Raw genomic sequence first — 11,700 nt, forward strand, 5'->3', positions numbered from 1 at the left:
GCGTTTCGTCAAGCTCTCACATCGTTTAATTTCACTCTTCCGTTGCGACAAGATTTGTTGCAGTGCAGTATTTTTGCTGCACCGACGAAAGAGATTCAGGAAGATACTTTAAGCGGTTGTAACTGCTTTTCTTTCAGCAAGGACCAGCCAGACAAGCAATCCGATGCAAAGCACAACAAACGGAAAAACGAGAACATTGACCGTTTCCCATCCGAAGGCGTTGAGAAGCGCTCCGGAGGAAAACGACGCCGCGGCGACAAAACCGAACACCAGAAAATCGTTCACGGCCTGAACCATGTTGCGTTCCTCCGGCCGATAGGTATCGGTCAGCATGGCCGTGGCACCGATGAAACCGAAGTTCCAGCCCAGTCCGAGCAGGACCAGCGCCGTCCAGAAATGCGCCAACTCGATCCCCATCAAGGCCACGACCGAACAGCCGGCAAGAAGGCTCAAGCCGATTGAAACGATCCGTTCCTTGCCGAACCGCGCAATGAGACTGCCCGTGAAGAAACTCGGCCCGAACATGGCCAGCACGTGCCACTGGATGCCGAGCGCCGCGTCTGTCTCCGACAGGCCGCAGGCGATCATGGCAAGCGGCGTCGCGGTCATGACGAGGCTCATCAGGGCGTAGGAACAGATCCCGCAGGCAGCCGCGACGATGAACCTGGGCTGCGCCATGATCGTTCGCAGCGGCCGCCCACCTGCTTTCGTGCTGCTTTGAACCGGTGGCTTCGGTATCCTGATGAAGACGAGCAGAAAGAGAGACACAAGTGCCAGTCCGGCCTGCGCCAGATAGGTGCCGGCGAACATGATCGGCGCGAACATGTCCTTTGTCGCGATCACCGTCTGAGGACCGACGATGCCTGCCAAAACGCCTCCGGCCAGAACCCAGGAGATCGCCTTGGGTTTGAACGCATCGCTCGCGGTGTCTGCGGCGGCGAAACGGTATTGCTGTACGAAAGCGCCAGCAAAACCGCCCATCGAACAGGCCAGTGAGAACAAGAGGAAATTGTCCCGGAACACCGCGAAAGACGCAAGCAGTCCGGAAAGCACCCCAAGAATCGCCGCGCCGGTGAAGCCCGCCCTGCGGCCGAACCTGCGCATGATCATTCCGGCCGGTATCGTCCCGAACGCGGTTCCCAGAACCATCGCGGACACGGGCAGCGTGGCGAGGGACTTGTCCTGATCGAGCATCATGTAACCGACCAGCGGCCCCGTCGCGATCACGATCGACGCCGATGCCCCGCCGAGAGCCTGGGCCAGCGACAACAAGAGGGCGTTGCGTTTCGCCAGGTGATCATCAACGAAGTGTTCCGGCTGCGCGGTGGTCATGCATCAGGTCTCGGGATTGGCCGGTTGCGGCATAGAAGGAAACAAGGCGAACGGGTAACACGGTCCGATCCGCTGGTAAAATGCTCGTGCGGTGAATTTGAAGATCGCATCATTGCTGCAGCAGTCTCCGAAGCGAACTTCAGATTCAGGTGACTAGGGTACGAACTCATAAATGAAGTCAATTTGGTTTGTATCGTTTTGACCAGCTGCGAGAAGCGAAAGCGCAGGAAATGTGGTTCATTTTCAAGCCTTTCGCGACGATGAAGATGGCCAAAACGGCCAAGTCCGAAGGACGGCAAAATGGCTTCATTTATGGGTCCGTACCCTAGCGGACAACATGCGTCGACATGGCGTCCCGCTACTCAGAAATGCGTGAATCCGCCGTCGTCGCGCCAGGCTGAAATCGTCCCGTCTTCACGGCAGTTTACAGTCCCCCGGCCTTCAACGACAGCTCCGATTGCCGTGACCGGACACCCGGCTGCCGCGGCCCGGGTCTGAAACGCGGGTGCTCCGACCATGGGGACGGCCGCCAGGATTTCATAGTCGTCGCCGCCGTTCAGGCACGCTTTGTAGGCGTCGCGGGAAGTCGACTGCAGCTGCTGCAAAGCCGGCGAGACTGGAATTCGCGCAAGATCTATTTCCAGATCCACACCGGAAGCGGCCGCCATATGAGCGCTGTCCGCAAACAGACCGTCGGAAATGTCCATCGAAGCCGACGCAAGTTCGGTCAGGAGATCGCTCAAGGCCAAGCGGGGCCTCGGGATGAGGTACCTGTCGAGCAGATGACGTTCCTGCGCGTCCGTCAGCTTGTTTTCTGTGGAGAACAGCTTGTTGAGGCGTATCTTGAGGCCCGCGGCCGCATCGCCGATCGTGCCCGTGACGAAGAGGACATCGCCCGGTTTCGCACCTGACCGCCGGACCGTCCGTTCGGCTGCGACCTGGCCGATCGCGGTAATGGAAACCTGAAGGCCGTTGCCGGAGCGTATCGTGTCTCCGCCGAGCAGCCGGACATCGAAAGTCGTTTGATCCGCCGCCAGTCCGGCGCAGAACCGCTCAAGCCAGGCCTCTGTCCAGTCGGCGGGCAGCGCCAGGCCGAGGAGGTAGCCGCGTGGCCGGGCGCCCTTGGCCGCAAGGTCCGAGAGGTTCACCCTGAGCGCCTTGGACGCGATTGCCTCAGGCGTATCGTCCTTGAAGAAATGCACGTCGGCTGCAAGCACGTCCTTCGTCAGGACCAGGTCATATCCGGCCTCCGGCACGAACACCGCAGCATCATCGGTCAGTCCCAGACTGCCCGGATCGGAAGCCAGCGGCGCGAAAAACTGCTTGATCAGTTCGAATTCGCCGGGACGGTCCTTCGACATGTCAGGACGCGCCGTCCGCCTTGCCACTGTCGAGTTCCGCGTTGCGCAGCTCGTGTGCGAGCCGATCCAGGACACCGTTCACGAGGCCCGGTTCGTCGTCCTCGAAAAAGGCTTTCGCCACGTCGATATATTCGGAGATGATCACTTTGGCGGGCACGTCCTTGCGGCGCAGAAGCTCATAGGAGCCCGACCGGAGGATCGCTCGCAACAGGCTGTCAATGCGCTTCAGTGGCCACCCCTCGGTCAGCGCGGTGTGGATGTAGGGATCCAGAAACTTCTGGTCCTCAACGACCCCAGCGACAATCTGCTTGAACCACTGTTCATCGGCATCGCGATACTGCGCGCCGTCAATTTCCTTGCCGAGACGGAACGCGGTAAATTCGCTGACGACGCTCGTGAGCGGCGCTCCGCCGACATCCATCTGGTACAGGGCCTGGACGGCGACAAGCCGCGCAACGCCGCGCTTGTTGGCGGGGCGCACTGTCTTTTCAGGTCGGTCCAGGTCGGCCTTGCCGGTCATTCTTGCTACACTCCAAGGCGTTCGCGCAACGCGATCATGTCGAGGGCTGCCCGCGCCGCGGCACCGCCCTTGTTCTTGTCCCCGACCTTGGCACGCGCCCAGGCCTGTTCATCGTTCTCGACGGTCAGGATACCGTTTCCAACGGCAAGATCGGCGTCAACGATCAGGTCCATGATAACCCGGTTGGATTCGTTCGCGACGATGTCGTAGTGCGTGGTCTCGCCGCGGATTACCACACCAAGCAGAACGAAACCGTCATAAAGAACCCCGTCGTTTTCCATCGCCGTCATCGTCATGGAAAGCGCCGCCGGAATTTCGAGCACCCCGGGAACGGCGATGCGGTCGTAGCTCGCTCCGGCAGCCTCAATTTCCTTGATGGCTCCCTCGGCAAGCGCGTCGGCCAGATCGTCATAGAACCGGGCTTCGATGATCAACAGTTTCGATGCAGCGCTCATGGGTCAGTCTATCCTAAATGGGGCGGCGACAGGAACCACGTCTGTCACGTCTTGTCCAGCGTCAATCGTGCAATGCAGCCAGAACCGGACGACATGCGCGCAGCCGGACCAGCGATGGCGTGTTCCTGCGAGAGGTTGGAACGTCCCCTACCCGTTCTTGCCGAATTCCGCAAGTCGCGCGGCATAGCGGGCCATCATGTCGACTTCAAGATTGATCCCGTCGCCGACGTTGCGGTCCGACCAGGTCGTGACTTCGAGCGTATGGGGGATCAAGAACACGGAGAAAAGACAGCCGTCGACCTCGTTGACGGTGAGCGATGTGCCATCGAGCGCAACGGAACCCTTCTTGGCGATAAACGGCGCCGCGTCTTCGGGCACGTCGAACTGGAAGTAGACCGAGTCGGGATGATCTTGCCGCTTGACGACGCGCGCTATGCCGTCGACATGGCCCAGAACCAGGTGTCCGCCCAGTTCGGCCCCAAGCGTGAGGGACCGTTCCAGATTGAGTTTCTGGCCTTCCCGCCAGTCGGAAACGGTCGTAAGCGCGAGAGTCTCGGCGGCCGACTCCACTTCGAACCAGTTTCCGCCCGCCTCATTCGCCTTCCGCGTGACCGTGTGGCAAACGCCGGAGCAGGAAATCGACGCCCCGATGTCGAAGGACTGCGTGTCATAGGACGTCCGGATCCGTGTCCGCTTGCCGGCCGGGATATCGGATATGGCGATGATTTCACCCATGTCGGTCACAATGCCGGTAAACATGTCAGCCTCCACGGCGTCTGAGGTATACGAAACGGTCCTGGTCGAACGCGCCGGTATCGACCCGCTCGAATTTGGGGTCTGCAAGCACATCTTCAAGCGCAAGATCCCGCAGCGCCGGGATGCCGCCCTCACCGATCACCAGATTTCCGGTGACGACACACAGGTCGTCGACCAGGTTTGCCTCCAGGAAAGACGACGCCATGCGCGCACCTCCCTCGACCATCACCCGGGTGATGCCCCGGGTTGCGAGCGCGCTCAAGACAACCCCGGGATCGATGGAGCAGTCCCCGGCCGGCACCCGGATCACGTTGACACCGGCGGCGGCCAGCAGCTCGATCTTGTCCGGGTCGGCGTCGTTGCCGCAGACAAGCCACACCGGAACGTCAACACAGGTGCGGACGAGTTTCGATTCCAGCGGCAGGCGTGCACACCGGTCCACGATCACGCGGACCGGCGAGCGCTGTGCGAGCCCCGGCAATCGGCATGTCAATTGCGGATCATCGGCAAGCGCGGTTCCGGTTCCGACCAGAATGGCGTCGTACTCGGCACGGAACCCGTGCACCTTGCGCATCGATAATGGACCCGAGATCTTGACCTGTCCCTCGCCGGAGCGGCCGATAAAGCCGTCTTTCGACACGGCAAGTTTCAGGAAGACATGCGGCCGCTGCCTGAGCTGGCGGAGCGTGAAACCGTTGTAGAGATCCCTCACCTGCTTTTCACGCACGCCGACGACGACCTCAACGCCTGCATCGCGCAACATATTCACGCCGCGTCCGGCGACACGCGGATTGGGATCCAGCATCCCGATGACCACACGCGCGACCCCGGCTTCGATGAGTGCCAGGGAACACGGCGGTGTGCGGCCATAGTGGGAGCACGGCTCCAGCGTGACATAGCAGGTGGCGCCGCGCGCACTCTCGCCGGCGTTCCGGAGCGCATTCACCTCGGCATGGGCCATGCCCGGCCGGGACGTGACGCCACGGCCTACAAGGACCGGTCCGCCCTGCTCTTCCCTGACGATCAGGGCCGCAACGGAAGGGTTCGGCCAGACGCGTCCAAGTCCGCGGCGGGCAAGACGTTCGGCCGCGGCCATGAACCGCGTATCGGTCGTGGTTACACAAGACATGTCAATCAAATCGCAAAGATCATTGGTCTTTTAGTGGCGCGTTCTCTGAATCGCTGAGTTCGTCCAGGAGCGCTTCAAAATCTTTGGCTTCTCGGAAATTTCTGTAGACGGAGGCAAACCGGACATACGCGACATCGTCGATGCCTTTCAGCCCCTCCATGACGTGATTGCCGATGGTCTCGGCGGTAATTTCAGTTTCTCCGGAGCTTTCAAGCTGCCGCACGATGCCGCTGACCATGCGTTCGATGCGATCGGGATCGACGGGTCGCTTGCGCACCGCAATCTGGACGGACCGCATCAGCTTCTCGCGGTCGAACGTCACACGGCGACCGGACCGTTTCAGGACCATGAGTTCACGCAATTGAACCCGCTCGAATGTCGTGAAACGGCCGCCGCAGGTGTTGCAGATCCTGCGGCGGCGAATGGTCGTGTTGTCCTCGGTCGGACGGGAATCCTTGACCTGGGTTTCCTCGCCACCGCAAAACGGACATCTCATTTCTCAAAGCTCCTGACCGGGCCGGATTATCCCCCGTAGATCGGGAACCGGGCCGTCAGTGCTTCTACCTTGGCTTTGACCGCTGCTTCAACTGCCGCATTACCCTCTTCACTGTTTGCGGCCTTCAAACCATCCAACACTTCCGTGATCAGGGCGGCAACTTCCCTGAATTCGGCGACACCGAAGCCGCGCGTGGTGGCCGCAGGCGTGCCGAGGCGGATGCCCGATGTCACGAAAGGCTTTTCCGGGTCGAAGGGGATGCCGTTCTTGTTGCAGGTGATGTTCGCGCGCCCGAGCGCCTTTTCCGCCGCCTTGCCGGTGGCATTCTTCGGGCGAAGATCGACAAGCATGGAGTGGTTGTCCGTTCCACCGGAAACGATATCCAGTCCCTGTTCCTTCAAGGCTTCGGAAAGCGCCTTGGCATTGTCGACGACCGCGCGGGCATAGGCCTTGAACTCGGGCTGCAGCGCTTCCTTGAAGGCGACCGCCTTCGCCGCGATGACGTGCATCAGCGGGCCGCCCTGCAGGCCCGGGAAGACCGCCGAGTTGATTTTCTTGGCGATTGCCTCGTCATTGGTCAGGATCAGGCCGCCGCGCGGACCACGCAGAGACTTGTGCGTCGTGCTGGTGACAACGTGGGCATGCGGCACCGGGGACGGATGCACACCGCCCGCCACAAGGCCGGCAATATGCGCCATGTCCACCATCAGGTAGGCACCGATGCTGTCGGCGATCTCGCGGAATTTCGCCCAGTCCCAGAAGCGCGAATAGGCCGTGCCGCCCGCAACGATGAGCTTGGGCTTGTGTTCGTTCGCAAGGCGCTCGACCTCTTCCATGTCGAGGCGGTGGTCGTCCTTGCGCACTCCATAGGACACGACGTTGAACCACTTGCCGGACATGTTCACGGGGGACCCATGCGTCAGGTGCCCGCCGGAATTGAGATCGAGACCCATGAAGGTGTCGCCTGGCTGCAGGAGCGCCAGGAACACCGCCTGGTTCATCTGGCTGCCGGAGTTCGGCTGAACGTTGGCAAACTGGCAGCCGAACAGTTCCTTGGCACGTTCGATCGCGAGTGTTTCGGCAACGTCCGCAAACTCACAACCGCCGTAGTAGCGCTTGCCAGGATAGCCTTCGGCATACTTGTTGGTGAAAATCGATCCCTGGGCTTCCAGAACCGCGCGGGACACGATGTTCTCCGAGGCGATCAGTTCGATCTCGTGCCGCTGGCGTCCCAGCTCCTGCTGAACGGTTCCGAAAATATCGGGATCAACTTCGGCAAGGGTACTTGTGAAGAAACCGGAATGAGTCTGCCCGGAGCTTTCCATCAAAGACATCGCACTTTCCCTGTATTCGATTGACGAGGAACCAGGCCCCGGTCCTTACCCAACCGGGCAAGGCCAGGCCGCGTGGCCAACATGGCGCGAGGAAGTAACACAGCCCCCCTGCAGAACCAAGGGGCATACCGACGCGGCCAGTTGGGAAAACGACAGATGATCGTCTCGAAAGCCTTCGCCTGCGCGGTCTTCCGGCGTTCGACGGCAAAGTTTCCGTCAATACAGGGTCGGGTCACGTGCCGCGCCGTCGCGATCGGCGATCTGGCTGATCCGGCGCATGAGTTTCCGGACCGCAACGCGCTGCAGGTCTTCCTGGGCCGTCGTTGCAGGTCCGAACGTGGAGACTTCAATGCCGGTCGCAGCATCGATCGCGGTGACCTTCACCTGCCGACCGATCGGATGGAACTCGAGATAGATCTCGCCTGGCCGCGGCTCGCGACTCATCTGGCATCTCCCTGCTGCAGTCGTCTCCTAAAAGCCACGAAACGCCGGCCTTATCAAGACCGGCGTTTCGTACCCACACATCTGTTAAGCGCTGAAAACCCTATAGGCGCGCCTGTGTTTCGGTGGTAAGGACATCATCCCTGGCATAGATGTCGTCGCGAAAATGGACGACGCCGTCCGCATTGGCCCACGCCGTCACGTAGGTCATGTAAAGCGGAATTGACTTTTTCAGCTTCACGTCCTCGCGTTCGCCGGTCCGAATGACCGAATCCACGCGCGTGCGGTCCCAGTCCGGTGTCGTCGACTGGAGCATCCAGGTGACAAGCTCACGGACGTTCTGTACGCGGACGCATCCGGAAGAGTGGAAACGCTGGCTCTCGCCGAACAGAGTCTTGGACGGTGTGTCGTGCAGATACACCTGGTGTTTGTTGTGGAAATTGATCCGGACCGAGCCAAGCGAGTTTTCCGCGCCCGGGTCTTGGGTGAAGCGATATTGCGTCGCTTCATCCGTGTTCCAGTCGATCTGCTGCCAGGCAAGCTCGTTGCCGCTCCAGTCGAAGATACGGATGTTGTTCTTCGACAGGTATTCCGGATCTTCCTTCATTTTCGGAATGAGATCCTTGCGGATGATCGAGACCGGAACCGTCCAGTAGGGATTGAAGTTCAGCTCGTAGATCTTGCTGTTCAGGATCGGCGTCTGCCGGTCGATCTTGCCGACCACGGCCGTGTGACGCGAACGGACCCTGCCGTTTTCAACGGCTTCGATCTCCGCTGCCGGAATGTTCACCATCACGTATCGGTCACCGAGGAAACCCGACATGGAGCGCATGCGCACCAGGTTGGTTTCGAGCTGGCCCAGGCGGACATGGGCCGGAACGTTGAGCGCCTGGACGGTGTCGTTGCCCATGACGCCATCGGGGATCAGCCCGTGGCGCAGCTGGAAACGGCGCAGCGCTGCTTCAACGTAGGAATCGAATGCGTCGGACAGTCCGGCCTGCTGTTCCAGGTCGCCGGATGCGATCAGACGGCGGCGCAATTCGACTACGCGCGGATCCTTCGCGCCGATGCGGAGCGCCTTGCCGCCACCGGTGACCGTTCCCCAGCCCCCGGCCTGAACGATGCGCTGGTAGCGATCGATCGCGACAGCGATATAGTCGGCTGTTTCAGGGGACAGGGTCGGCGCGGAGGAATTCACCTCGGTGATGTTCTCCGTGGCGATATCGAAGTTATCGGTCCATTCGACATTCTGCCGGTTCTGCTGCAGCGACTGCAAAGCCGTCTGTGCATTTGCCGGGCCGCCATGTGCCAGCAAGGCGCCTATTCCCAGGGCGCACACGCCCAGGAACGATTTCCCGGCACGCCACGCGGCAAAACCCGCTTTTCCGGACTGGCCGACCTTCATGTGCATCGCCAACTTCATTTGCAACGCCCTACGCCTTCAGATCTCGTGATATTGAACCGGGCCAGTAAAACAGCTCCGGCTTCCTGTTCCAAAACAAATTTCTATTCGGCAGAGGTTAATAAATCGCTTGAATTTTTAACCATGCTGCCGCCTTGAGCGCTGCACAAAGCCATTCTTTTGTGACCACAAGATGTCACCGAACAGCCGCAACACACAAAATCCGGGCGATCTCAGTCGTTTTCAGACGAGCTGTGCCCAGACCACCGGATAAGAAGAAAAGGAAACGAATAAAAGCCACAAATGCGTGAAGACCCAAAACAAAAGCACCGCCCGGTGGGCGGTGCTTTGTCATCCGGATATACCGCTTGAATTCAGAGCCGGTAGAGAATCTGGTCGGTCCAGAAGCGTTCGAGACGGCGAAGCGACTTGTTGAGTGCAACAAAGTCCTCGGCACCGATCTCGCCAACCTGCTCGACGGACAGGATGTGCCGCTCATAAAGATCGTTGACGATCTTGGCGACTTCCTGGCCCTTGTCGGTCAGGCTGACACGCACAGACCGGCGGTCCATACGGGAACGCTGGTGGTGGATGTACCCGGTCTCGACCAGTTTCTTCAGGTTATAGGACACGTTCGATCCGAGATAATAGCCGCGGGTACGCAACTCACCGGCAGTGAGCTCCGCGTCGCCGATGTTGAACAGCAGCAAAGCCTGCACGCTGTTGACATCGGACCGACCCATACGGTCGAATTCATCCTTGATGACGTCCAGCAGACGCCGATGCAGTCTTTCGACAAGAGTCAGAGCTTCAAGGTAAAGTGGCTTGATTTCCACTTCGTCCGCTTCGCTCGGTGAAACAGCGTCGACTGCCCTACTTGCGGTGATCATGTGTTTGCGCCTCTTATAGTACCTGTTGATGGGCGGATATCTTCCCGCCTTGACACTCAATCTAACCGAGTGTTTCTAAAATCCGCTTAAGAGACACGCTGAATCGTTCGTTAACGTTTGAACCGCTTTTGAGCACCCTGTTTCATCTTTTGTTAATCACGTTCCGCGCAGGAAATTCACGATACCTGAGAAGTCCTTAGCATCTCCCCCTGAGTTACAATACAGCGCATAAAGCGCCGCGGCCTCGGCTCCGAGAGGGGTTGCTGCGCCTGCGGAGCTGGACGCCTCCTGGGCGAGCTTCAGATCCTTGAGCATCATCGCCGCGGCAAATCCCGGCTGGTAATCCCGGTTGGCCGGCGAGGACGGCAAAGGACCCGGCACCGGACAATAGGATGTCAGAGACCAGCACTGGCCGGACGCCGTTGAAGAGATGTCGAACAGCTTCTGCGCATCCAGTCCGAGTTTTTCGGCGAGCACAAATGCCTCGCTCACGGCAATCATGGAAATGCCGAGGATCATGTTGTTGCAGATCTTCGCCGCCTGGCCGTTGCCCGCACCGCCGGCATGCACGATCGTCTTGCCCATGATGTCGAGAAACGGCTTGGCCGACGCGAATGCGTCCTCGGAGCCGCCGACCATGAATGTCAGCGTACCGGCCGTGGCACCGCCGACGCCGCCGGAGACCGGTGCATCCACCATCGGCATGTTCTTCCCTGCCGCGGCCGCCGAAACCGCCCTGGCACTGTCGACGTCGATGGTCGAGGAATCGATCAGAAGCGTCCCGGCCTTCGCATTGTCCAGAATGCCGCCCTCTCCCTGGTAGATCTGGCGGACATGTTTGCCCGCAGGCAGCATCGTGACGATGATATCAGCTTCGCCGGCAAGGTCTGCAACGCCGTCCGCCTTTTCACCGCCGGCCTCGACGAACGCACTCACCGCTGCTTCCGAAAGGTCGAACCCGAGGACCCTGTGCCCGGCCTTGACGAGATTGACGGCCATGGGCCCACCCATGTTTCCCAGACCGATGAAACCGATTGTGCTTGTCATATCGTCTCTCCCAGATGCATTCCGCCTTGTTCCAGAGTCGGTTGGGCGGGTTTCCTTATGATTTGAGTCAGCTGATCGGTCGTCGCAGGCGTCGGTCAACCGGTTGCCGTTGCCGCCCGGTTTTCCTTGTGCATGAGATAGGCCAGCGCCGCGTAGATCGCGATCGTGATCAGATAGAAGGTGATTTCGTAGGGTCGGCGGCCATAGAGATCCGCAAAGGCCGTGTGCATCAGGATCTGGCAGAAACACCTGAATATCCACATCACCGTTCCCCAGGAAACGGTCAGCCAGAGACCGGTAGCGGCAACCAGGTCCAGCACGGCGAAAAAGACAGTCGCTCCTTGCAGGGCGATCGGCATGTCCCAGAAAAAATTGCCATGCCACTCGACGATGCCGATGATGCGCGCCCAGTAGATGACGCCCCCGCCCATGAGAACCAGCGCGATGCAGCGCAGATAAAGGATCAGGATCGTGCTCCACGGAGGGCGGGCGTCAATGAGGTCCTGGAAGCTTGTGATCATGTGCGATCCGATTGGG

13 protein-coding genes are annotated in these 11,700 nt (G+C 60.0%); all 13 read right to left on the bottom strand.

Annotated elements, in window-relative coordinates:
- Nucleotides 1–108: 108 nt before the first annotated feature.
- The 13 genes from ACO08A_RS28370 to ACO08A_RS28430 all read right to left on the bottom strand — a co-directional run bounded on the left by ACO08A_RS28370 (nucleotide 109) and on the right by ACO08A_RS28430 (nucleotide 11,684).
- Entirely contained in the window at nucleotides 109–1,332 is a 1,224-nt protein-coding gene (locus ACO08A_RS28370; RefSeq protein ID WP_422039192.1) for an MFS transporter, read from the bottom strand.
- A gap of 362 nt (nucleotides 1,333–1,694) precedes the next feature.
- The gene (thiL, locus tag ACO08A_RS28375; RefSeq protein ID WP_422039193.1) at nucleotides 1,695–2,693 is read right to left on the bottom strand and encodes a thiamine-phosphate kinase; all 999 of its coding nucleotides are present in this window, start codon (nucleotides 2,691–2,693) and stop codon (nucleotides 1,695–1,697) included.
- Nucleotide 2,694: 1 nt separating this feature from the next.
- Nucleotides 2,695–3,213 (bottom strand): transcription antitermination factor NusB, encoded by a 519-nt coding sequence (gene nusB, locus ACO08A_RS28380; protein ID WP_422039194.1) that lies wholly within the window; start codon nucleotides 3,211–3,213, stop codon nucleotides 2,695–2,697.
- A gap of 5 nt (nucleotides 3,214–3,218) precedes the next feature.
- Complete coding sequence (gene ribH, locus ACO08A_RS28385) at nucleotides 3,219–3,668, bottom strand: 6,7-dimethyl-8-ribityllumazine synthase (RefSeq protein ID WP_422039196.1); 450 nt, start codon at nucleotides 3,666–3,668, stop codon at nucleotides 3,219–3,221.
- 147 nt (nucleotides 3,669–3,815) lie between these two features.
- Complete coding sequence (locus ACO08A_RS28390) at nucleotides 3,816–4,427, bottom strand: riboflavin synthase (RefSeq protein ID WP_422039197.1); 612 nt, start codon at nucleotides 4,425–4,427, stop codon at nucleotides 3,816–3,818.
- Between the two features lies 1 nt (nucleotide 4,428).
- The gene (gene ribD / locus ACO08A_RS28395; RefSeq protein ID WP_422039198.1) at nucleotides 4,429–5,553 is read right to left on the bottom strand and encodes a bifunctional diaminohydroxyphosphoribosylaminopyrimidine deaminase/5-amino-6-(5-phosphoribosylamino)uracil reductase RibD; all 1,125 of its coding nucleotides are present in this window, start codon (nucleotides 5,551–5,553) and stop codon (nucleotides 4,429–4,431) included.
- Between the two features lie 19 nt (nucleotides 5,554–5,572).
- A complete protein-coding gene (gene nrdR, locus ACO08A_RS28400) occupies nucleotides 5,573–6,049 on the bottom strand; it encodes a transcriptional regulator NrdR (RefSeq protein ID WP_421982451.1) in 477 nt (158 codons plus the stop codon).
- Nucleotides 6,050–6,075: 26 nt separating this feature from the next.
- Complete coding sequence (gene glyA / locus ACO08A_RS28405) at nucleotides 6,076–7,374, bottom strand: serine hydroxymethyltransferase (protein WP_422041832.1); 1,299 nt, start codon at nucleotides 7,372–7,374, stop codon at nucleotides 6,076–6,078.
- Nucleotides 7,375–7,599: 225 nt separating this feature from the next.
- Nucleotides 7,600–7,827 carry a DUF6898 family protein gene (locus ACO08A_RS28410; protein ID WP_422039200.1) on the bottom strand — a complete coding sequence of 76 codons (228 nt, stop codon included), beginning with the start codon at nucleotides 7,825–7,827 and terminating at the stop codon, nucleotides 7,600–7,602.
- Nucleotides 7,828–7,927: 100 nt separating this feature from the next.
- Nucleotides 7,928–9,247, bottom strand: coding sequence for a L,D-transpeptidase family protein (locus ACO08A_RS28415; protein WP_422039201.1), 1,320 nt, complete (start codon nucleotides 9,245–9,247; stop codon nucleotides 7,928–7,930).
- 353 nt (nucleotides 9,248–9,600) lie between these two features.
- Nucleotides 9,601–10,116 carry a transcriptional regulator LdtR gene (ldtR, locus tag ACO08A_RS28420; protein ID WP_306145182.1) on the bottom strand — a complete coding sequence of 172 codons (516 nt, stop codon included), beginning with the start codon at nucleotides 10,114–10,116 and terminating at the stop codon, nucleotides 9,601–9,603.
- Between the two features lie 156 nt (nucleotides 10,117–10,272).
- On the bottom strand, nucleotides 10,273–11,163 hold the full coding sequence (gene mmsB, locus ACO08A_RS28425; protein WP_422039202.1) for a 3-hydroxyisobutyrate dehydrogenase: 891 nt from the start codon (nucleotides 11,161–11,163) through the stop codon (nucleotides 10,273–10,275).
- Between the two features lie 95 nt (nucleotides 11,164–11,258).
- Nucleotides 11,259–11,684, bottom strand: coding sequence for a DUF6163 family protein (locus tag ACO08A_RS28430; RefSeq protein WP_422039203.1), 426 nt, complete (start codon nucleotides 11,682–11,684; stop codon nucleotides 11,259–11,261).
- Nucleotides 11,685–11,700: the final 16 nt, after the last annotated feature.

Origin of the sequence: Roseibium sp., assembly GCF_965232425.1 — a bacterium.
Taxonomy (GTDB): Bacteria; Pseudomonadota; Alphaproteobacteria; order Rhizobiales; family Stappiaceae; genus Roseibium.